Origin of the sequence: Hymenobacter aerilatus (genome assembly GCF_022921095.1) — a bacterium.
Taxonomy (GTDB): domain Bacteria; phylum Bacteroidota; class Bacteroidia; order Cytophagales; family Hymenobacteraceae; genus Hymenobacter; species Hymenobacter aerilatus.
The window spans coordinates 1,709,848-1,732,166 of sequence record NZ_CP095053.1 but is presented as its reverse complement, the minus strand read 5'-3'; the positions used below and the strand labels follow the sequence as shown (position 1 = coordinate 1,732,166).

The 22,319-nt window shown below is 54.7% G+C and carries 19 protein-coding genes; 8 read left to right on the top strand and 11 right to left on the bottom strand.

Features of this window, described 5'->3' with window-relative positions; genetic code table 11:
* Positions 1 to 106: 106 nt before the first annotated feature.
* Positions 107 to 1,168, bottom strand: coding sequence for a Gfo/Idh/MocA family protein (locus MUN82_RS07300; RefSeq protein ID WP_245096256.1), 1,062 nt, complete (start codon positions 1,166 to 1,168; stop codon positions 107 to 109).
* 130 nt (positions 1,169 to 1,298) lie between these two features.
* Between MUN82_RS07300 and MUN82_RS07295 the strand changes: the two genes are divergently transcribed.
* From MUN82_RS07295 to MUN82_RS07285, 3 genes are all read left to right on the top strand, one after another.
* The gene (locus MUN82_RS07295; protein WP_245096254.1) at positions 1,299 to 2,243 is read left to right on the top strand and encodes a sugar phosphate isomerase/epimerase family protein; all 945 of its coding nucleotides are present in this window, start codon (positions 1,299 to 1,301) and stop codon (positions 2,241 to 2,243) included.
* 80 nt (positions 2,244 to 2,323) lie between these two features.
* A complete protein-coding gene (locus MUN82_RS07290; RefSeq protein WP_245096252.1) occupies positions 2,324 to 3,082 on the top strand; it encodes a glycosyltransferase in 759 nt (252 codons plus the stop codon).
* 18 nt (positions 3,083 to 3,100) lie between these two features.
* Positions 3,101 to 3,841 carry a lipid-A-disaccharide synthase N-terminal domain-containing protein gene (locus tag MUN82_RS07285; RefSeq protein WP_245096250.1) on the top strand — a complete coding sequence of 247 codons (741 nt, stop codon included), beginning with the start codon at positions 3,101 to 3,103 and terminating at the stop codon, positions 3,839 to 3,841.
* A gap of 3 nt (positions 3,842 to 3,844) precedes the next feature.
* Here the strand turns inward: MUN82_RS07285 and MUN82_RS07280 are convergent, their stop codons facing one another.
* Positions 3,845 to 4,816, bottom strand: coding sequence for a GDP-mannose 4,6-dehydratase (locus MUN82_RS07280; RefSeq protein ID WP_245096248.1), 972 nt, complete (start codon positions 4,814 to 4,816; stop codon positions 3,845 to 3,847).
* Positions 4,817 to 4,951: 135 nt separating this feature from the next.
* Here MUN82_RS07280 and MUN82_RS07275 point away from each other — a divergent pair, with 135 nt between their 5' ends.
* Positions 4,952 to 5,869, top strand: a complete 918-nt coding sequence (locus tag MUN82_RS07275) for a glycerophosphodiester phosphodiesterase (RefSeq protein ID WP_245096246.1) — start codon at positions 4,952 to 4,954, stop codon at positions 5,867 to 5,869.
* Between the two features lie 71 nt (positions 5,870 to 5,940).
* Entirely contained in the window at positions 5,941 to 7,620 is a 1,680-nt protein-coding gene (locus tag MUN82_RS07270) for an ArnT family glycosyltransferase (RefSeq protein WP_245096245.1), read from the top strand.
* A 92-nt stretch (positions 7,621 to 7,712) separates the two neighbouring features.
* On the opposite strand, the gene MUN82_RS07265 is transcribed toward MUN82_RS07270, so the two are convergent.
* From MUN82_RS07265 to MUN82_RS07245, 5 genes are all read right to left on the bottom strand, one after another.
* Positions 7,713 to 8,720, bottom strand: coding sequence for a hypothetical protein (locus MUN82_RS07265; protein ID WP_245096243.1), 1,008 nt, complete (start codon positions 8,718 to 8,720; stop codon positions 7,713 to 7,715).
* 1,588 nt (positions 8,721 to 10,308) lie between these two features.
* Positions 10,309 to 11,445 carry a tetratricopeptide repeat protein gene (locus MUN82_RS07260; protein WP_245096241.1) on the bottom strand — a complete coding sequence of 379 codons (1,137 nt, stop codon included), beginning with the start codon at positions 11,443 to 11,445 and terminating at the stop codon, positions 10,309 to 10,311.
* Between the two features lie 103 nt (positions 11,446 to 11,548).
* Complete coding sequence (gene gyrA / locus MUN82_RS07255; protein ID WP_245096240.1) at positions 11,549 to 14,131, bottom strand: DNA gyrase subunit A; 2,583 nt, start codon at positions 14,129 to 14,131, stop codon at positions 11,549 to 11,551.
* Between the two features lie 127 nt (positions 14,132 to 14,258).
* Positions 14,259 to 14,501, bottom strand: a complete 243-nt coding sequence (locus tag MUN82_RS07250) for a hypothetical protein (RefSeq protein ID WP_187319824.1) — start codon at positions 14,499 to 14,501, stop codon at positions 14,259 to 14,261.
* Positions 14,502 to 14,848: 347 nt separating this feature from the next.
* On the bottom strand, positions 14,849 to 15,514 hold the full coding sequence (locus MUN82_RS07245; RefSeq protein ID WP_245096238.1) for an HD domain-containing protein: 666 nt from the start codon (positions 15,512 to 15,514) through the stop codon (positions 14,849 to 14,851).
* A gap of 362 nt (positions 15,515 to 15,876) precedes the next feature.
* Between MUN82_RS07245 and MUN82_RS22530 the strand changes: the two genes are divergently transcribed.
* From MUN82_RS22530 to MUN82_RS07230, 3 genes are all read left to right on the top strand, one after another.
* Positions 15,877 to 16,209: a DUF7674 family protein gene (locus MUN82_RS22530; protein ID WP_445991661.1), complete on the top strand. Its 333-nt coding sequence runs from the start codon at positions 15,877 to 15,879 to the stop codon at positions 16,207 to 16,209.
* Positions 16,210 to 16,523: 314 nt separating this feature from the next.
* Positions 16,524 to 16,790 (top strand): hypothetical protein, encoded by a 267-nt coding sequence (locus MUN82_RS07235; protein ID WP_245096235.1) that lies wholly within the window; start codon positions 16,524 to 16,526, stop codon positions 16,788 to 16,790.
* A gap of 260 nt (positions 16,791 to 17,050) precedes the next feature.
* A complete protein-coding gene (locus MUN82_RS07230; RefSeq protein ID WP_245096233.1) occupies positions 17,051 to 17,875 on the top strand; it encodes an alpha/beta fold hydrolase in 825 nt (274 codons plus the stop codon).
* Positions 17,876 to 17,990: 115 nt separating this feature from the next.
* Here MUN82_RS07230 and MUN82_RS07225 read toward each other — a convergent pair whose 3' ends face one another.
* From MUN82_RS07225 to MUN82_RS07210, 4 genes are all read right to left on the bottom strand, one after another.
* A complete protein-coding gene (locus MUN82_RS07225) occupies positions 17,991 to 18,836 on the bottom strand; it encodes an alpha/beta fold hydrolase (RefSeq protein ID WP_245096231.1) in 846 nt (281 codons plus the stop codon).
* Positions 18,837 to 19,254: 418 nt separating this feature from the next.
* A complete protein-coding gene (locus MUN82_RS07220; RefSeq protein WP_245096229.1) occupies positions 19,255 to 20,280 on the bottom strand; it encodes a site-specific integrase in 1,026 nt (341 codons plus the stop codon).
* Positions 20,271 to 20,591, bottom strand: a complete 321-nt coding sequence (locus MUN82_RS07215) for an Arm DNA-binding domain-containing protein (protein ID WP_245096227.1) — start codon at positions 20,589 to 20,591, stop codon at positions 20,271 to 20,273. Before MUN82_RS07215 ends, MUN82_RS07220 begins: the two co-directional genes overlap by 10 nt.
* A gap of 94 nt (positions 20,592 to 20,685) precedes the next feature.
* Positions 20,686 to 22,182, bottom strand: coding sequence for a hypothetical protein (locus MUN82_RS07210; protein WP_245096219.1), 1,497 nt, complete (start codon positions 22,180 to 22,182; stop codon positions 20,686 to 20,688).
* Positions 22,183 to 22,319 lie beyond the last annotated feature (137 nt).

Sequence of the window (22,319 nt, the reverse complement as noted above, 5' to 3'; positions counted from 1 at the left end):
GAAGAACGCCAGTGCCCGGCGTAGCGGTGTAGTGACCGCGGCGCCTAGCAGGCTCAGAAAAGCGTGACGATTCATTCAGGTCAGTTGTGCTGCGCACAGGGTTACTTCACAGAAAAACCGTGTGGCCCGTACGTACGGCCTCGTCGGCGGCCAGCACCATGCGCAGGCTTGTAACGGCACCTTCTAAGTGGTCGGTTAGATCAAGATCTGTGGTAATGGCATCCAGCAGAAACTGCTGTTCGAGCAGGCACAGCGCATCGTGGTCGGGCTCCGTGGGGGTAGGCAGCACTTCATCCGGGCGCACGAACTGGCCGTTGGCATCCAGGGCCGCGTGGTGAATACGCAGGCCCCCGGTGTGGGTGTGGCCCTCGATATCCTGGGACCCGTTTTTCACCTCGTCGATAATAGAAACAGCACCATTGGGGCCAATAACATCTTTGATAAAGACAGCGGTTTCGCTCATCATGGGTCCCCAGCCCGCCTCGTACCAGCCCACCGAGCCATCCTGAAAACGCACCTGCAACTGCCCGTAGGTGTACATAGTGGGGTCGACTTCCGCCGATAGATTGACCCCAATGGCGCTTATGCTGTGAGGCGCGGCACCCGTCATGGCGCACATCACATCCACGTAGTGCACCCCGCAATCAACCAGGGGGGAGGCCGAGCGCAACAGCTGCTGGTGCGTGTGCCAGTGGCGGCCGGTGCTCTGTTGGTTGAGGTTCATGCGCATCACCAGCGGTTTGCCCAGGCCCTGGGCCAACTGCACAAACCGTTGCCAGGTAGGGTGCACGCGCAGAATATAGCCTACTACCAGCTTGCGTTGCTGTTGCCGGGCCAGGGCCACCAGCTCTTCGGCCTCGGCTACGGTGGTGGCCAGGGGCTTTTCCACAAACACGTGGGCACCGGCCAGCAGACTCTGCCGTACCAGCTCAGCATGCGTGTCGGGGTAGGTGTTGATGGATACTACGTCGGGGGTAGTGGCGTGCAGGGCCTGCTCGGCGCAGGCGTAGGTAGGCACGCCGTCCAGCTCCTGCGACAGTTTCTCCCGGCTTTCCGGACCGCGACTAACAAGGCCTACCAGCTCAAAAGCGGGCAACTGGTGGTAGGCGCGGGCGTGGGAAGCGCCCATGTTGCCACACCCAATCACTAGTACTTTATACGTTTTCATAGGCGAAATAATTCGACGGGTACGCACCGCGCGCCGAGGACCTATATAGTTCCTCCAGCACACGACCACGTGTTCGATATACAAAAAAAGGTGGTATCTAGGAGTGTTTTCCTCCCTATCCCCGCCGTCTATGTCCACTTCCCGCCGCGAATTCTTACAGAAAACGTCCGCCCTGGTTACCGCCGCGCTGGCCGCACCGCATCTGCTGACCGCCAATAGGCCAGCCCCTACGTTCGGGGAAATTTCCCTGGCGCAGTGGTCCTTGCACAAAGCGCTGTTCAAGCAAGAGCTAACCAACCTCGATTTTCCTGGCGTGGCACGGCAGAAATTTGGCATCACGACGGTGGAGTACGTGAACCAGTTTTTCAAGGATAAAGCGAAAGACCAAACCTATTTGCGGACGTTGCTGCAACGCTGCCGCGACAACGGCATTACCAACCACCTGATTATGGTGGATGGAGAAGGCGACCTGGGCTCACCCGATGAGCGGGAGCGGCAGCAGGCCGTGGAAAAGCACCGCCCCTGGCTGGAGGCGGCTGCCTACCTGGGGTGCCGGAGCGTGCGCGTGAATGCCTTTGGCAAGGGCACCGCCGAGCAGGTGCAGCGGGCGGCCGTAGCGGGATTGGGGCAGCTGAGTGCCTATGCCCAGCCGTTGGGTCTGAACGTGCTGGTAGAAAACCACGGTAGCTATACTTCTAACGGACAGTGGCTGCTGCACACAATACAGGGCGTGGGCAAACCCAACGTGGGCGTCCTCCCGGACTTCGGCAATTTCTGTGTGCGGCGGGAGTCGGGTGAGCTCTACAAGGGCCAGTGCGTGGAAGAGTACGACCGGTACAAGGCCGTGGCCGAATGGCTACCGATTATCAAAACCGGCGTCAGCGCCAAAACGTTGGATTTCGACGCGGCCGGCAACTGCGTGGAAACGGATTACTACAAGATGCTGGGCCTACTGAAAAAAGCGAAGTTTCAGGGCTATCTGGGCATTGAGTACGAGGGCGAAAAGCTGAGCGAAGAAGCCGGTATTCGCCGTACCAAAGAGCTGATCGAAAAAGTGGTGCGCTCCATTGGGTAGGGTTAGGCTGTGGGGCACACCCGGCGTGGCGGGATTGCCGGGTTTCTGCCTACCTTGCATCTCTAATGCTGTTTTAGCCAATGCCCGCTGAACCCAACGCCGCCTTCCTGGCCACCCAAACCCTGACGGTGCTCGTGCCCGTCTACGACGAAGAAGAAAGCCTGCCGCAGTTTGTGGTGGAGATGAATAAGTTCTTGGAACAAACGCCGGTGCGCACCACCGTGCTGTTTATCAACGATGGCTCCCGCGACGGTTCCCTGACCATCCTGCGTGATATCTGCGCAACAGATAACCGCTACGAGTTCATCAGCCTAAGCCAGAACCGCGGCCTGAGCACGGCCATTAAGGCGGGCGTCGACCACTGCCGCACCACGCTGGTGGGCTACATTGACTCGGATATTCAAACCACGCCGCTGGATTTTCTCACTTTCTTCGAGTTCTTCCCGCAGTTTGATATGGTGAACGGCATTCGGGCTAAGCGCCAGGACACGCTCACCAAGAAGCTGTCGTCGAAGATTGCCAACACCGTGCGCCGCACGCTTATCAACGACGGCATTCAGGACACGGGCTGCCCGCTCAAGATCATGAAAATCGAATATGCCCGGCGCCTACCCCTGTTCCACGGCATGCACCGCTTCTTGGGGGCGTTGGTGCAGCTGCAGGGCGGCAAGGTGAAGCAGATTCCTGTGCGGCACTTCCCGCGTTTTGCCGGTACTGCCAAATACAACCTCTGGAACCGCGCCTGGAAGCCCCTGGTGGATACGTTCGGCTTCCGTTGGATTCGCTCGCGCTGGAAGAACTACGAGATTGGGGAGCAGCAGCGCGGTACCATCGGCTAACGGGGTAGGGAGAAGAGCATGAGTATACCCTTGCTGGCGACGCTCGAACGGTGGTTTTCGGTAGAAAACGTAGCCCTGGTGATTGGGCTGGTGTCGCAGTTGCTATTTTCCAGCCGCATTGTGCTGCAATGGATTCAGAGCGAGCGGGCCCGGCGCGTGCTGGTGCCGGCGCTGTTCTGGCAGATCAGCCTGATATCGTCGTTCCTGATGATCATCTACGGCATCCTGCGCCACGACCCTGTCATTCTGGGGGCCCAGCTCATCAGCTACGTCATCTACATCCGCAACCTGCAATTGCTGGGGCAGTGGCAGAAGCTCAACCCGTGGTTTCGAGTAGCGGCCTACGCGTTTCCGCTGGCTACGCTGGTGCGGTTTGCCATAGGCGAGGCCCACTTTAGCCTACAGGCTATGCTCAGCAGCCGAATTCCGCGCGGAGTGCTGGTGCTGGGCGCCGTGGGCCAAACCATCTTTCTGCTGCGCTTTGTGTACCAGTGGCTCTACTCCGAGCGCAAGGGCGAGTCGGTGCTGCCGCTGGGTTTCTGGCTAGTAAGCCTGTTGGGCTCCGTGCTGATTCTGGTGTATGCCGTGCTGCGTTGGGACGTGGTGCTGTTGCTGGGCAACGTATCGGGTACGGTGGTGTACGCCCGCAACATTGTGCTGCTGCGCCGCGAAATCAAAGCCCTGAAAATCGTGGAAGTGAAGGTGCCAGCCGCGGCTCCGGCCGACGTAGTGGAAACACCCGGCCAGCTGCGTTCCTAGTTCCTAATCTGGTTGCGCCTGCTGCCAAGCCACAAACTGGCGCAAGCCGTCGGGTAGGCTAGTTTGGGGCTGATAGCCCAGCAGCTGTTGCGCTTTGCTGATATCGGCGTACGTCACGTCCACGTCGCCGGCCTGCATGGGCTGAAATTCCAGGCGTGGTGTCACGCCCACGGCGTCTCCCACGGCATGAATCAGCTCCAGCAGCGGAACCGGCCGGTTGTTGCCCAGGTTGATGGTTTCGTAGACGCCGGTGTGGCCGAGCAGGTAGGCCACGCCCCGGGCAATGCCATCCACGGTATCCAGCACAAACGTATAGTCGCGGGCCGTGCTGCCGTCGCCAAACACCGGAATGGCGTGGCCGGCGCGCAGCAAGCGCACAAACTTATGAATGGCCAGGTCGGGCCGCTGTCGAGGGCCGTACACCGTAAAAAAACGGGCGTTGAGTACGTCTAGCTGGTAGAGGTGGTGGTAGGTGTAGGTGAGTTGCTCCCCGGCCAGCTTGGAGGCCGCGTAGGGGGAAATCACGGCGCTGAGCAGGTTCATATCCTCGCGGAAGGGTCGCTCGGGCGTGTTGCCGTACACCGAGGACGACGAGGCAAAGAAGAGTTTGCTGATGGCCCGGCCGCGCATCCACTCCAGCAGGTGGGTAGTGGCCACCACGTTGTTTTCGAGATAGGCGATAGGCTCGCGTACCGATGGGCCCACGCCAGCTTTAGCAGCCAGATGCACCACCACGTCGATGGGGTCGGCGGGAAATGCATCGGCCAGGGCCTCGCCACCGCGGCGTAGCTCTACCTCGTGGAAGCTGAAGCGGGGATGAGCGAGTAAGGCACTCAGATTGGCCTGCTTCAGGGACCGATCATAAAAGGGGTCGAAGTTATCCAGCCCCAGCACCCGGTAGCCATCGGCCAGCAGCCGCTCGCAGAGGTGAGAGCCAATAAAGCCGGCGCACCCGGTAACGAGAACAGAAGGCATACGCTGAGGGAAACGCTAAACAAACTATACCCCGCGCGGGCGGAGAGGGGGGCAAAGGTAGCGTGATTTATGAAATAGGACGGCGGACGGCGTAAAAAGCCGGGTTTTTCGTTTTTTGCGAAATAACTTTAGCACGTGTTGAGTAAAACAAAGAAACAAAGCTGGATTCTGGGGCTGATCGTTGTCCTCAGCCTGATAGTTGCCTGGTGGTGGCTGTCAGTAGGAGAGGAGGTGCCTCCGGCACAGCGGCAGGTAGTAGTGGTTGGGCACGCCGGATCGGGATTTTTTACACCTATCAATCCCTTTAACCCATTGCCGCCAAGTAGTCTGCGCGGTATCGAGCACGCCTTGGATCAAGGCGTCGACGGAGTAGAAATCGACGTACAGCTAAGCCAGGACAGCGTGCCCATGCTCTACCACGATCCTCGGTTCGATACCATGACCGACGGGCACGGGTGCGTAAGCGAACTGCCGGCAGCGGCCATCACCGCCCTACATTACCGCGGCGGCTGGCCTTACGATTGGTTTCAGCATGAGCAGCCTGCCACCTTCGAAGCCCTGCTGCGGCAGTTGCAGGGCCGGGCCCGGCGTACGGGGCGCTACCCCTTGCTGCACTTGGATCTGCACGAGTACGACGCGTGTGCGCCGGAAGGACAGCAGTACCGCCGTTCGCCAATGCTGGCGCGGGCCCTGGGGCGTGTGCTGCGTCGCTACCGCGTACCCCCCAAGCGCCTGCTGATTCTCACCGACCATCCGCAAACGCTGCCACTGCTGCGCGCCGCCGTGCCCGGCGCGCAGCTGGCCGTAGAAATTGCCAAGGATGATGATTTCACGGCCGGCCTGCAAGCTGCCCGGCAGCAGCAGGCCCAGGCGGTGGTGCTACACAAAGACGTGATTACGCCAGCCCGATCGGCGCAGGCCCGGGCCGCGGGTTTGATGGTAGTCGTGTTTGGGGGGCGTTCTGCGGCTTCCATCCGTCGGATTTTGGCCTGCCATCCGGATGCCATGGAAGTAGATAATGTTCCCCAACTGCTGACGTTACTAGGCCGGTAGAGTGCCCTGGTGGTTCGCCATTATTTTAGTATCCGGTTTGCCTTGCATAACCGGCAATTTTTTTCTCTTGTATGCTGACTTCCTCCCTTCTGCGCGCTGGCTGGTTCCGTTGTTTGATGGTGCTGCTTGTCTGCGGCTTCAGCTTTTTCCCCTACCTGGGTACGCCCAACGTGAGCCTGATGGAAGCCCGCAACTTTGTGGCGGCTCGTGAGATGGCGCAGGGGGGCTCCTGGCTGATTCCTACCATGAACCTGGAGCTGCGCCTAGCCAAACCCCCGCTGCCTACCTGGGCTGTGGCAACGGCCATGAAGTTGTTTGGCACCACGTCCGACTTGTTTGTGCTGCGCCTGCCTGCGGCGCTGATGGCAACGCTATTGGTCTTATTTTTCTGGGGGCTGGCGCGGGAGTTAACCCGGCGTTTGCCTACTGATACCGACCAGCCCGGCCGCACCGCTTGGTTAGCAGCCTTGGTACTGGCCAGTAGCCTGCTCATCATCACCAGTGGGCGAGAAGGACAATGGGACATCTTCTCCAACGGGTTTATGGTAGGCACGCTCTGGCTGCTCACCCGGGGCTGGAACAGTGCCGGGCGGGGGTATGGGTGGTTTGCTGGGGCCGGGGTTGCCTTAGGGGCCTGTATTCTGAGCAAAGGACCTGTGGCACCCTATGCCATGTTGTTGCCCTACGTGGGGTGCTATGTGTCCGGCCTGAACCCGTGGAGGGCCACCGTACGAGCGCATTGGCAGGGTACCCTACTAGCGGCCGTACTTGGATTGGCAATTGGCTTGTCGTGGCCGTTGTATGTTTTCAGCCACGTGCCGACAGCAGTGCTGGCGGTTGCTCGCGTAGAAACAACTTCCTGGGGCGAGCGGCACGTGCAACCCTTTTGGTATTACCTCAATTTCCCGGTGTTTTCGGGCATCTGGACGCTGGTAGCGCTGGCCGCCTTGTGGCTACCCTATGCCCGGCGTCGGGCTGGCGCCTATGTACCGTATCTGTTGCTGTTTGGTTGGCTGATGGCTAGCCTGGTGCTGTTGAGCCTGGTGCCTGAGAAAAAAGAGCGCTATATGCTGCCTTTACTGCCGCCCATGGCTCTATTAATCGCCGGAATGTTGCGTTACCTGGAAACCGTTTTTCGGACAGCTAGTACGACTGTCTCCGCTGAGCGGGGCCTGGTGCGGGGGTGGGCCGTCGTGCTGGTAGTGGTGTGTCTGTTGGCACCGCTTGCCATGGTACTAGCGCAGTTGCCCGGCTTCGGACCAGCTACATTACGATTTGCTGTGGTGGTGGTGGTACTGGGGGGGCTCGCCGTTATCGTCTTTCGGGAGGGGTGGCAGCGCGTGCGGCCGGTGTCCCTGATGGCAGCTTCTTTGACGGGTATGGCGGCGCTGTTGGCGCTTCTGCTCCCGGCCTACCCCCTGTGGGAGGGGCGACGCGATGAGCAGGGGTTGCGGCACCTTGTAGATGTGCGTCGGCAACCGACGCTACGCAACTTGCCGTGGTACAGCATGGGGGAGGTGCCTGTGAAACAGGTGTGGATGAGTGGTGAGCCCATGCCCGATATTTCGGACGACACCCTGCGTACGCCGGCCCGCCTGCCAGTGGTGGTTCTCTCAGAGCATCCGTACGAAGACGAGGATTTACCAGATGCCTGGCAGGATTCCGTCGACGCCATGCCGTCCGATAGCTTTTATCTGGGTAGGGACCGTGGGGCCGGTACTTGGTATTACACAGTACTGCAGCCAAAATAAGCCCGGTTCCAACAGAGTCACACAACGTATGATTCTGTCGGAACCGGTGGTGGTCAGCCTAACACAATCTTGCTCAATCCTGCGCCGGAGTTTTAAGCAGTAAGTTGTTTTCGTATTTTTTCCAAAAGGATAGACACAATGGCGAGGTCCTGTGCATCCTGGAGTAGCAGGTGGGTTTCGATACCCGGCCCGCTGATTTGAATGGAGTAGCTTAGGCCGTTACTGTGGTGAGTGGTGGGCTGTTGGGTAGGAGGACCTGACATAGGAGGAAGGGTAGTGGCTACCGCAGCAGGGGGCGTCGGTGTGGCAGGGACACGGGTTGGTTGTGCTGCTAGTTGTTTGGGTGTTTCCGCTAATGGTTCGTCCGGTTCCGTAGCAGAGTCGTCGTCTATATCCAGGTCAGCAGTATCTAAGCCAAACAGTGCGGAAACGGCATCGCTACCTCGCAGTGGCGGGAGAGGTGGTACAAGAGAAGGGGTAGGGGATATACCATTGGTATAAGAGGTAGGCGTAGCTACAGACTCTGGTTCCGGTGTACTGGTCTTACCAGCACTAGAGGCAGCAAATAAGTTGGTGGGCATCTCCGTGCTGGCCAGCTGACGTCGGGGTGTCTGTTGATTGGCTAACTGATCAACATCGGCAATAACGTTGCGCTCATCCAGGATGTCCACCATACGTGCACCTTCTACAAACGCTTTAGCTACATTCTGCGCGTTGATTTCTTCTACCCCAAACTCTCGGATCAGCATAACATCAAACATATGCACCGGCAATTCCCGATTCCGAAACTTGCGGCATATCTGCATGAAGAGCGGTGGATGAAGAAAAGCCTCCCGGTGGTAAATCTTCTCTTCTTGTTTATCATAGGCGTGCTTGATGCGTCGGTATAGATTAGTCGTGGTGAGGATTTCCCGCTTACTAGTGAGTAAGCCAAACTTAACGGCAGAGCCAATAATGGCTTTGTAGGAGCCACTAACTTTACGATCTAGCTTCTTTGCGCTCGTTTCAATAGCGCACTTACCACCAGTATCGTCTACTACTTCTGCTACCTCCCAAGCGCTAGCGTATGTAGTACGAGGGTAGTCTATGGTCTTTGGCATGAGAGTAAAAAAGGAATGGGTAGAATAAGGTGTAAGTATATATCATAAAAGTATATAAAAGTAGTATAAAGTATAAAATAGTTAAACTTTATTATATCTTTTTATACTTTTTTTTACTATTATAAGTTTTGAATTAATATCTATAGCCTTTATTTTATTAATCCCATATCTACAGTACATAATATAAAAATACTATCTACCGTAGGCGGGGCCGGCCGGCTAGGCAGGGGAGAGGCACACTTATTTAACTTATTACCGGCCATTATACAGCCCATCCTCTTTAAGGAGGGTTGAAAATACCCTATTTGATACCCCTCTTTAAATCGAAGAAAATGTGGATTATAAAACCTGAGTCAGAATTGTATCGACAATGAAAACCGCTGGAGCCAACTACTCCTTCATATACGTTTGCAGCCATCGGATGCATTCAGCAACATCAACAATAGTCCACGAATGGGGGAACGGTCGCTTGCCCGCACGACCTTTTCCGTTGGTTTCTATATACTCAGCCCGCCTATTTCCCTGCCGACGCAGACTTTCTATCATGGCTTTGAGCATAGCAGCATTCAGGTCTTCCAATTGCAGAGTTGGGCAGTACTGCTGGCGCCAAAAGTTTAAATCGGGCTCACAGTATACGCGTACTGGTGTGGACTTGAGCAGAGCGATGTTACCGCCTATAGAGTCGCTGCTGGAAAAAGCCGAATAGTGGAGGTAGGCCGCAGGTATCTGTTCGGGCGAGCCCCCGAAGGCCTGCACGAGAGTAGCTACCGTAGAGCGACCTTCCTGTACGAATACAGGGCTACACTGCTGCGCTATACGTCGTTGTCCTACCTGCCAGAAATTAGCTAGATCAACAGGTGAGTCAACACTAAACACGGCGTGGACCCGTAGCGGAAGCCGGGTGGTATCGCCAACGAGGGTTTCAGCGTATCTTAGCGCTACGTGCCCACCAGCCGAAAAGCCCCCGATAAATAAAGTAGGGCTCATAGTTGGATATCGCTGCGTGACGTACCGAAGTACTTCGTCCAGGAAGTGAATACCCGCGGAGTCCAGGTAGAGTCGGTTGTTCAGCGTCGGAACAATGGTTACCAAGCCGGCCCGAGAGGCTTCCTGTCCCAAGGCTATTTCCTTATACACATGTTTGGCTCTTTCTCCGAATCCGGGCAGTAAGAGCAACACCCCGCGCGGAGTAGACTGCCGCGCAGGAAGGCAGTAAAAAGCCAGCTTACTGGTCGGCTTATTCGTGCGATATAAATGTGTAGAGTCGGACAGTAGCAGGCGCTGTCTTTGTACCGTTTGGGCCGCCAGCGGCAACTGTGCTACCAGTAGCAGTACTAGTAATAGCGTTCTATTTCGCACTCGCGGCATAAGATGTAAAACCCAGGGCATGAAAAATAAGTGTCCTGTATCCCAGATGCATCTTTATTGCTTTTAGTTGCCCCATATCGTCCGTCCTTTTCGCCATACTAGATTTGTCTTATAATTTATATTATGTTAAGTAGAGTTTCTAAAAAACTACCCGAAGCGCTTAAACGACTTCGGGTAGCATCCCCTATTCATTTGAATAAGGACTTCACCTAGCTACACTCTATTTGCCTTCCAACTTTGCATTGAGTCGGTCGGCATCAGCATTACGTCCTAAACGAACATACACTTTCTGCAAAGGAACAATCACCCCTTTTTCGTTGGGTTGTAACTCCAGTGCTTTCTCGAAGTATGGCAGTGACTGCTGGAAATATTTCTTGCCATTAGCTTCCAGCGCTTTTCCTGATTTTTGGTACGTTGCCAAATCCATTTTGCTGGCTTTGGTATACAGTTCTGCAGCCTTGTTGTAGTAATACACACCTAGGTTATACTGCGCATCAAAATTATTGGCGTCCAGCTCAATTGCCTTTTTATAAGCTGCTTCCGCCTGCTCCGGCTGCTTCAACTTGTCGTACACTGAGCCTAGTACGCTCTGCAGGTTGGAGTTTTTCGGATCCAGTTCAATGGCGTGCTGCAGTTTGCTGATAGCTTCTTTGTCCTTACCTGCCGTAATCAACTGGTTCAGATCTTCCAGTACAAACGTCTTGTTGTTCGGGTACGCCTGCAAGCCGCTTTGCAACAGCTTATTATATTCATTGGTGTTGTTTTCCTGCCGGGCAATCTGCATCAGCTGGCTGTACATGGTAGGCGATTTGTAGTTCATCGCCATCAGCTTGCCATAGTATTGCTTAGCACCGGCCGTATTCTCATTAGCCAGCGATGCATAAGCAGCATACAGGTAGGCCGTGGTATCCTGCGGGTTCATCTGCTGCGCCATCTCATACGATTTGATAGCCTCCGCGTAGTTTTTCGCGTTGTAGTTTTCTACCCCGGCGTTCAATGCCAAACCATAGAGGCCCTGCATTTTAGCCGCGGCCTGTTTGCCAAACTCCCCGTCTTTGCCATCCAGCTGAATAGCTTTCTGGTAGGACTCGTAGGCAATGTTCATGCCTTCACCGGCCTTTAGTGTTTTGCCATAGATCGGGTTGCTGGTCATGGCGTCGTAAATCTCGCCGCGCGTGTACCAAGTTTTGGCTTTGTCTTTGGTTTTGTCGTTGGTAATGGCCTTGTCAATTTCAGTGCGGGCCTTGTCCAGCGTACCCTGCTTTTGGTAGAGTAGCGCGTTGTTAACAGCTGAATTTTGGGCCGATGCAGAGGTCAGCGCGGCCGCAGCCACGAGGGTTAGCACAAGTTTCTTCATGGTGTTCTTTGCGAAGAATAGGTAGAGATTGGGTGAATTCAGAAAGCAAACTAACGCAAAACGGCAGAACCCATTGCTGAGTTCCGCCGTTTTAGCGCAGCTTTTAGTTTGCGCTGAGGGTATCCGGGTCGGTCAAAGAGGTCAGATCTGTATCTGTTGCGTCCTCTAATAGGTTCTCCCCGCCCCCATTATCCGGGGTGCTGTTCGGCTCGGGTAGGCCCTCTAGTGCCTCGTCGTCTTTTTCCTCGGCCGCTACTTTAGCTACCGACGAAATTTCGTCGCCCTCGTTGATTTTCAGCAGCCGCACGCCTTGCGTAGCACGGCCAATGGTGCGCAAGTCAGCCATCCGCAGGCGGATGGTAATCCCGGATTTATTGATAATCATCAGATCATCGGTATCCGTCACAGCCTTAATAGCCACCAGCGCACCGGTCTTGTCGGTAATCTTCATGGCGCGTACGCCCTTGCCACCGCGGTTGGTGGTACGGTATTCCTCCAGCTCCGAGCGTTTGCCGTAGCCGTTTTCGGATACCACCAGCAGTTCCTGGGTCTGGTCAGAGAGGCATACCATACCCACTACCTTGTCGTTGCCTTCTTCAGCCAACGAGATGCCACGCACCCCGGCCGCGTTTCGGCCCATGGAGCGCACTTTCTCCTCATCAAAACGCACAGCCCGGCCAGAGCTGGAAGCTAGAATCACCTGGCTGTTGCCGGTGGTAAGCTGCACATCCAGCAGTCGGTCGCCTTCGTTGATGCTGATGGCATTGATGCCGGCGGTACGAGGACGCGAGTAGGCTTCCAGCGGTGTTTTCTTCACGGTACCCTGCTCAGTGCAGAACATCAGGAAGGTATTTTCCAGGTAATCGGGGTCACGCAGGCCCCGCACGTTCAGCACAGAGCGCACGTTGTCTTCCCGCGGAATCTCAATCAGGTTCTGAATCGGACGGCCTTTGGCAGCCTTCCCTCCTTCCGGCACCTCGTATACCTTCAGCCAGAACACACGGCCGGCTTCGGTGAAGAATAGCAGGTACTCGTGGGTGGTAGCCACAAACAGGTGCTCCGTAAAGTCGTCCTGCTTAGTGGCAGCCCCGCGGGCGCCTACCCCTCCCCGACCCTGCGACCGGTACTCGTCCAGCGGCGTGCGCTTGATGTAGCCTTCGCGGGAGATGGTGATGACCATGCTCTCGTCGGCAATCATATCTTCCATCGAGAAGTCGCCGCCGGCGTACTCAATGGAAGTGCGGCGCTTGTCGCCGTACCGCTCCCGAATATCAACCAGCTCATCCTTGATGATCTGCCGCTGCAAAGCGGGTGAGGCCAGCACCGATTTCAGGTAATCGATCTGCTGCATCAGCTCCTCGTACTCCTGCACAATCTTGTCGCGCTCCAGGCCGGTCAGGCGCTGCAAACGCATGTCCAGAATAGCGCGGGCCTGAACTTCACTTAGCTTAAACCGCTCGATGAGTTGAGCGCGAGCTACCTCCCCGTCGCGGGAGCTGCGGATCAAGGCAATTACCTCGTCGAGGTGGTCGAGGGCAATCAGCAGACCTTCTAGGATATGGGCACGCTTTTCGGCCTCCGCCAGTTCGTAGCGCGTGCGACGCACTACTACTTCCTCGCGGTGCTCGATGAAGTACACGATGAGATCCTTCAAGTTCAGCGTCATGGGCCGGCCTTTCACCAGCGCCACGTTGTTGACCCCGAACGAGCTTTGTAGTTGGGTGTACTTATACAGTTGGTTCAGCACCACGTTGGGCATGGCGTCGCGCTTCACCTCATACACCACCCGCATCCCCTCGCGGTTCGACTCATCGCGGATGGCCGAAATGCCCTCAATTCTCTTATCGTCGACCAGCGCGGCGGTTTTCTCCAGCATGGCGGCCTTATTCACCATGTAGGGAATCTCGGTCACCACAATCTGCTCGCGACCCGAGGGTAGGGTTTCGAAGTGCGCTTTGGCGCGCATGACTACCCTACCCCGGCCTGTTTCAAAGGCCTGTTTCACGCCCTCGTAGCCGTAGATAATGCCCCCGGTGGGGAAGTCCGGGGCAATGATGTGCTCCATCAGTTCAGCAATGGTCACGTCCTCATTGTCGAGGTAGGCCACAATGCCGTTTACCACTTCCGTGAGGTTATGGGGGGCCATGTTGGTAGCCATGCCCACGGCAATACCGGAGGTACCGTTTACCAGCAGGTTCGGGAACTTGGCCGGCATCACCGACGGCTCCTCCAGGGAGTCGTCGAAGTTGGGCTGGAAGTCCACGGTATCCTTGTCCAGGTCGCCCAGCAGTTCATCGGACAGGCGCTTGAGGCGGGCCTCGGTGTAGCGCATGGCCGCCGCCGAGTCGCCGTCCACGGAACCGAAGTTACCCTGGCCATCTACCAGCGGGTAGCGCAGGCTCCAGTCCTGGGCCATGCGCACCATGGTGTCGTACACGGAGGAGTCGCCGTGCGGGTGGTACTTACCCAGCACCTCGCCCACAATACGGGCCGATTTCTTGTAGGATTTGTTGTAGGAAACGCCCAGCTCCGACATACCGTAGAGCACGCGGCGGTGCACGGGCTTCAGGCCGTCGCGAACATCGGGCAGAGCCCGGGAGATGATAACCGACATCGAGTAGTCGATGTAGGCGCCACGCATCTCGTCTTCAATGTTAATCGGAATGATCTTTTCGCCTTCCGCCATAAGAGAACAAAGTCGGCCGGCGCAGGCCCTTGAGAGGCCGCGCCGGCACCGGTGAATGTGTACTGCGTTAAGCCTGCAAGATACGAAAAAAAGGCCATTTTTCCTTGCTTGGCGGGCTTTTGGCAGCCTACTTCAACGGCTTGCTCTTATCGGCTTTATGCTTACCTTTTTCTTGCCGGTGCCACTTGATTTTCTCGCCAATGGCGGGGTTTTGTTTCTTCCACAGCGGCTGCCCGCGGTACTTGGCGCCGTCGTGCATATGCACCTTGCGGGTGTGGCAGGAAGCAATGGGACACGTGCGGCAGCCGGCGGCCAGCAGCAGCACAAGTAACAGGAGATACAGGCGTGAGAAGGGGTAGCGAAGCGTCATGCAGCAAAGGTAGGCAGGTTGCGCAGGGCGTGCGCAAAAGCCGGGCCGGGGTCTTTGATATAGGAGCGTAAAACTAATAAGCTCTACTTTTTGCTATTCCTACCGTAGCAGCCTCACTACGGCTACAAGCAAAAGAATAGGCACCCATATCGGCCAAAGCATAGCGAGCCAAAACGCCGCGTATCTAATAGGTAGATCCTGTCCTGCTGCTCCCAAAAGAGCAAACAGCAATAGGGCAGACAAGAAACAGACCATGAATAGGCGCATGTACCTAAACCAAAGTATTTGAATCCTGCTGTATACTTTCCTAATAAAGAGGTCTCGTCAACAGCAGATGTCTGTATTCCCTACCCCACATCCTCTCCCTCCCACTCCCGCAGGAACTGCGTCAGAAACTCTTCCATAAACCGCTGCCTACCCTCGGCTACGCGCTTCGCGGCGGGGGTGTTCAGCCGCTCCCGCAGGTGCAGCAGCTTCTCGTAGAAGTGGTTGATGGTAGGAGCGTCGTTTTTCTTGTAGCTCTCAAAGGAATCGTGCTGCACAGGCGGCACGGCGGGGTCGTGTAGCAGGCGGCCTTTGTGGCCACCATAGGCAAAGGCCCGCGCCACGCCAATGGCCCCGATGGCATCGAGGCGGTCGGCATCCTGCACCAGGGCGCCTTCCAGGGTGCTCATGGGGGTAGGCACGCCCAGCCCCTTGAAGCTGATTTCGCGGATGATGGTTTCGACGGGCGCTATCACCTCCTCGCCTACCCCCTGGCTACGCAGCCACGTGCGGGCAGCACGGGGGCCGGCTTCCTCATCGCCGCCGTGGAACTTCCAATCGGCAATATCGTGCAGCAGGGCGCCCAGCTCAGCAATAGTAGCGTCGGCGCCGGGCGTTTGGCGCGACAGTGCCTGTGTGGTGCGCCAAACGCGCTCAATGTGCGCCCAGTCGTGGCCGGAGCCTTCGTGCAGGAATTTTTCGCGCACAAAGGCAGCAGTAGCAGTAAGCAAGGTAGGCGCAAACGACATGAGCAGGAATAGATATGTAAAAGGTTGTTACACCTATTGGAGACCGAATCGGGTAGCAAAAGTACGATATCACGCCTGATTGGCAGGCGCCCCTGCCGCTCCACCTAGCACTGTTTACCATGAACCGTATGATGAAAAAAGTATATAATTTAATGAATATAATATCTTATTTTTATCCCATTATCCGGATTTATTTTCTCAATTATGGAAATAAAGAATGCCTTATCCTCTCTAACTTCGACCTAAATACCTGATAAATAGGTACTATATGATTTAGCAAGCAGGTGGCATAACTATTGGCTTGTAGAAGTGTACTTTACGGAGATTTGGTTGTCTGTTAGTTTACTTTACTTGTATTCGCTATGGTTTGCCCCACCCAGGTTAAGGATTTCTTAGTTAGTCATTTTCCAGAGTTAGCGCCAGAGTTGAGCGTACCTGAAATTCAGCATTCACTCCCTCAGCAACTCCGAATCTTTGCTATTTTCACGCAACAGGCGGTGGAGGAAGGCAGCTTAACTACGTTGAAAGAGTGTTTGATGGTAGCTGATCTACTGCGAGCGGAAGATGAGCAGTTGGCCCACGCTATTCAGAATACATACCTGCGCGGTCTGCACTTCAAGCAGAACGCCTATGCAGCTCAACTCGCCCGACTGCTCATGCCTAGTCAGCTCTACGCCGTTTTCACGCGCAATTAAGCCGGTTTTTAACTTTGTTGAGCGCTATTCGTTAGCTGCTGAAAGACTTCCATTTCTCAGCAAATGAAACAAAGCGAAATAGAGCCCCGTCAGAATCGAATTTTGTATATTCTGATGAGCATCGTTGCTCTTACGGCTTTAGTATATGCTATTTGGCACTATCTTCAGTAGCTATAGTACGACAAATAGCTATTTATAATACTATAAATAGCTATTTACAAAGATTGTATTTTCAAATTTCTGGTAGGCTACACTTTAGCTAGTAGATCGGCATACCATTTGACCACTGGAGTATTCTACTAACTGTTTACTCTATGGCTCACTCCTACTTTACTACCCAGCCGCCCGATCTGCCGGTGGCCGAAATTACTGCCCGTCGTCGTCGCCAACGCCATGCTGAGTGGGGCGTTGCCGTAGCGCGCATGGGAGGTGCATCTCTTGATGATTCAATTATTGCTGGCTTGCAGGCCTACATCAACGGGATACTTTCGATTGAAGAACTAACTCGAATAGAATCCGAGCAGCAACCTTCTCCTGCCTACCTGGCTACCCTCACCCGCCATCGTCTGAGTGGAAGTTGAATGGTTAAAAAAGCCTATGGCACTGATGATTTCAGGGGGTCAGCTTCTTTGTGAGGTTGGCCCCCTGCTGCTTTACTACCCGCCGTAAGAATATAGGTTCATGCCGGGAAAATATGTATTTAATTGGGAACAGCTTGTCTTATACAAATAGTATTAGCAGATTTAATCTCATTACTTCCTCCCTACAAACCAACTTATCTTTTGCCTCGTGCAGTTGCTGAAAGCTTGTACGCGGCATGCGTTGAAGCAATTACTTCATTATGGATATTTTCCGCCGCCATCATGTCTGTTCCTACGGTGCGGAGGGGCACCCTATCATATTTGCGCATGGCTTTGGCACAGATCAGCAGGCATGGCACTACGTGGCACCTGCTTTCGCTGCCCACTATCAAGTAGTTTTGTTTGATCTGATGGGAGCCGGCAATTCAGACAAAACTGCCTATGACTTCGCTCGCTACCAAACACTGGATGGCTACGTGGCCGACTTATTGGCACTGCTGCATGCGTTGCACCTGCCCAAGGTCATATACGTCGGACACTCCGTTAGTGGTATCATCGGGGTTTTAGCCGCCATTCGGGAGCCAGATTTGTTTGAGCGCCTGGTGCTGCTGGCGGCTTCCCCCTGCTATCTTAACGACGGGGACTACGCCGGTGGCTACGACCCGTCAGATATGGAAGAGCTCCTCGGCTTTCTGGACCATGATTACCACGCTTGGAGCAGTGCCGTGGTTCCCAATTTGGTAGGTGGCGATATGCGCCCAGCTTTGGTAGATGAAGTATTGCAAAGTTTTGCCCGCGTAGACCCTGCTATTGCCCGGCAGTTTGCCCGCGTCACGTTTCTATCCGACTATCGGGCAATCTTATCCCAACTCAGGGTACCCTCTCTTATACTTCAATGCGCCGAAGACGTTATTGCCCCACCCAGTGTGGGCCATTATCTACATCAGCATTTACTGGGTAGTACTTTACAAATTCTTGATACCACGGGGCATTACCCTCATTTAAACGTACCTGTTGCTACCATTGCCTGTATGGAACATTACCTGGCATCTCTACCCACTAGCCTCGCGCCAAATCAAGCATAGCGAGAAGCTAGTTCTCTACGCCGAGTAGCTACGGCGGTGAGTTGGGTACGGCGGTGAGTTGGGTACGGCGGTGAGTTGGGTACGGCGGTGAGTTGGGTACGGCGGTGAGTTGGGGCTACCCTAAAAAGGTTTCGATAAAAGTAAGTGTTTCTAGGGGGGCACTTAAATGAGGACAATGTCCGGTTGCCTGCATACTTACAAGGGCACCCTGGGGCAAATGGCGCAGCAGATAGTCGCCTACCTCCTTAGGAGCGGCTACATCCTGCTGACACTGCAAAATGAGCGTAGGCATACGCACAGCGGGCACATAAGCACGAACATCAGCGTAGAATGTAAGACGTGCTAAGTTTTTGGTGATTACATGATCAGCCTGACAGAAGAAACCATTCAACTGTTCCCCAAGGGTCGCAGGGTTTTGTGGTCCCATTAACAAAGAGGATAATAGCGTAGCCCAACCATCATAGTCCTGCTCCATTAGCACCAAGAGTTGTTCTACATCTACTCGCTCGAACCCGCCATAGTATTCCGGCTCATTCAGGTAGTAAGGAGACGGCGCCAGTAGCACCACCGATGATACAAGAGCAGGTGCTTGCACCGCCGTCAACAAAGCAATGCTGGCTCCAACTGAGTGTCCAACAAGAACAACGCGTTGGATCTCCAGCGCACCGCAAATGGTTATAATATCCTCGGTGTATCCATGCAGCGTACTATGGCGTTGCGCATCATACGCATCCGGCTGCGCATTCCCGGTTCCTGGATAGTCAAATAATACTAGTTGATACCGTGTGCTGAGTCTAGGCGTAAGATATTGCCAAATTTCCTGACTACATCCTAAGCCATTGCAAAAGAGCAATGTCTGCTCGCCTTGCCCCTGCACGCGCACGTTATACCGCTGCAGAACTTGATTGCGGGCACTGGCTGTAAGCTCGCCGTTGTTTTCCAAGTTGCTGGCTGGCATCATAACTAATTGAGGTAAGGACTTACTACTTCATAGCTTACTACGACTCAAAAGTACAGGTAGATAGATAAGTACCATAATACAACCTGCTTTTTGGGTATATATACAATCCTTAGTCCGTAAAAATCCTTATTTCAGCTTGAATACAAAAATTCGCTCTACAAATATTGGATTATCTTATACATGCGTGAATCGCGCGCTTTCCGGAAAGTAAGGACAAATAAAAAACGCCTTGCAAATCATAGATTTACAAGGCGTTTTAGGAACCGTGAGCCCCCAGCCGAAATATGTGTTTTACCGGGCTACTCCCCTATCTACTACCTGCGTACGGCTAGGGCAGTTGGTGCTTTCTCTTACCAATTGACTATTTCCCGTCCTAGCATCGATTTCCCTATAAACGGGCACAGAACGCGGGCACAGATCAGCAGCTGTGCCTGCGCAGTCGTTCGAAGGCCGCCAAGGTGGACGTATGCCGATCCTTGAGGCGGGTTTTCAAGTAGCCGCGGGTCGTATTGAGGTTGGCGTGCCCGACCGAATCTTGAATGAATACCACGTCGGCCCCTCCCTCGAACTGAAGGGTGATGAACGTGTAGCGTGCCGTGTGGCAGCTGACGACTTGCCACAGTTCAACTTCCCGAGTGATGCGCTCGGCCCCACGACCGCGTACATGTGTGACCTTGCGCTTGAGGCCGGCCGCCCGGCACAGTTGCTTGATGGTGGCCACCATGTGCTTATTGCTGGGCACGGGTAATTTACCCTGATAACGTTGCCAGATCTCGTAGGCTATGGGATCCAGGGCAACGTGCACTTTCGTTTTATCGCGCTTGATCTTCTGCTGATCGTAAACCAGGATGGGCAACTGCTGGGCGGCACCGGATTCGTCGCGAAAGGTTTCCAACATCAGGTCGGATGGTTTCAAGCGGGCCAGGTCGGAATACCGCGGACCCGTCAGGCAGTTGAACACGAAGCAGTCGCGCACGTGCCGGCGTGAGAGGGCGTTGGTACTCCCCTCTTTCAGTTCCAACGGCTCGTGGCGGTAGAGCTGCATGACTTCCTCGAAGGTCAGCGGGTCGCGCTCCACCTCCTCGCCGAAGTCATCCTCGATCCAGTCGAAGGGCAGACGCTCAAATTTGAGCAGCTTGCGCAGTTGCTTCAGGTACGAGGAGATGGTATTGTTGTAGAGGCCCCTATCGCGCTTGGTACCGTTCTTTCCCGGCAAGCGTGCCTCCTGAACCAGCCACGCACAGAAATCCTCCAACGGGCAGCACCGGCCGTACGCGTCGGGCTGAAACTCCTGGGGCGTAGCCGGCTGCCCGGGCCGCCACTCGGCGAGGCGGTTGATCAACCCCTGCGGGTTGCTGAGCGTTTTAGCCGCCAACCGGGCGCGGTAGGCCGTCTTCCAATCGGCATACACGTCGGCCAGCGTACGCGCGGCAGTTACTTCCACGACGTCGGTCGGCCGGCGCGGTGCGCTTTGGCCGGACGCTTCGGCTTTAGGTCTGCCAGCAGCTGTTCGGGCGTTAGCAGCACCTGGTTTAACTCGGCCTGCCCAATGAGCAGACCGGCGGTACGCTCCAACTCAGCGAGTTTGTTATTGGCTTTGGCATACCCTTTCTCCGTCGAGCGCAGACGCTGTCTTTCCTCATTCCAATTACTGGGATGACAGCTGTGGCCGGTAGAGACGCGCAGACGTGACTCTTGTTCGTTGTCTGCGGCATCGCCGCGGCCCCAACGCACGTCTAGGTACACGGGTACCATCCGTGCGCTGGTAGGTATGTAGGTAAAAGCGGATAAGCATACTGCTAGCTAGGTTGGGCAACCAAGATAGCAAAAGGCTAATTATAATAGCTTCTTACTTGTAGAACATATAGTTGAGGGACACATGCATCCCAGCTCGGAGTTTTGAAACGACGATATTACTGGGCTTTTCGTTATATGGAAGCTCAGTAGCATATACGTTGCTAAGTCTATCAACATATCCGAAGGTACAGCCAACGTCTATAAGGAGTTTGTGATTTTTACCGAACGCAGGGCCCGTACCGATAATCAATCGCGGTCTAACTTTATCTGCTACCGCCAATGCCGGTCCGAAACCTGCCTGCCAGCCTACTCCTTTCCAAAGAGTATTAACCCCAAATCGCACCATGGCACTGGCACCGAATTCAAATCGTCCTGGGCTCTCCATCCGAACACCGTATGTGGGCAACGTATCCAGTGGGCTCGTTCTGAACGTCTGAACTGAGTACGCCTTGTTGTGCAACCGACTAATATATAACCCGGAGCTTAGCCCCCAGAAATAGCGTTTATCAACGGGAAACAAGAGATTGAGCGTATAGGAGTGCATACCGTTCTTCTCATCCCGTGGCACCACGTGAATGGTTAGATGGGAGCTATTGTTAAGTACTTGCATCGGCATGGAAATGTACGTTCGACGGTAGCTATTTAGGGCTACCACGATACCTTCCGTATACTTCTGCACGACGTCCGGAGCTAATCGTGCCTTTACTTTCTCCGACGCCTCGAATAGCTTTTGAAATGCCCCTTTGGTTTTTTCATCCGCCTCCTTTAGCTCAGCGTCATTTTTGATAATGGACTGGTACCCAACTGAGCGTTCCAGGAATTTCTCCTGAGCAAATCTAGCGCTTTCTACAATAGCTATACTCTGTACCCGAAAACGCTCCAAGCCCTGCAGTAGGGTTTCCAACGAGTGGTTCTTGATGAATTCATCGTCTATGACGGAACTGAACTCGGAGTGCGCATACAGAGTGTATTTGTTATAGGTATACAGCAATTGATCGATGCTGTCGTTTACCTGTTCCAGCGTCGCAGCGTAGTCTCTTACGCCTTTCTGGTATGTGGAAATAACCCATCTGACATCCGACTTCGTACGAATTGGCGGCGGCTCGCTTGATATGCGCTTAAAGAAGTCGGTCCCATCATCTGCATGACTGGGCGCGACTACCTGACCCAGGGCTGGCAAAGCCGCAACGGCTTTCGTCAAGTCATCCAACCCAACGCTGCTAAAGCTCGGGAAAGGAATAGCCGTCGTCATGGCCGTATCTTTCAGGTTTGTCGTGACCTTGTAGAGCAATGGATTGATATGGTTGATCTGCACCTGAAAAAAATCTCCCTTGCCGAGCTTCGACAGTACAGTATCCGGATCCTCGTCGAATTGCTTTGTTTCGAAGTCGAACGTCAACGTTTTGACCGGTGACGCTGTGCCTCCCTTCTCCACCTTCGCTTTCCGTCCCCGTAAGGAGTCTTCTGTCGTTTGTCCTACGCTTCTGTGCAAAAGGCAGAGCAAGAGTACGCCTATACTGATTCCCAAGCGAAGTAGAGAGTGTCCCATACGGTAAGAAACAAGGGGTGGCTGGTATTCAATTATGCAAGCGCATACACTTCAAAGGCAACCTTGCCTACTATTACTTACCTACTCGCCCATCTCCAGTAATCGAGCGGTTGTCCTCTACATCGTACGTCTTCACC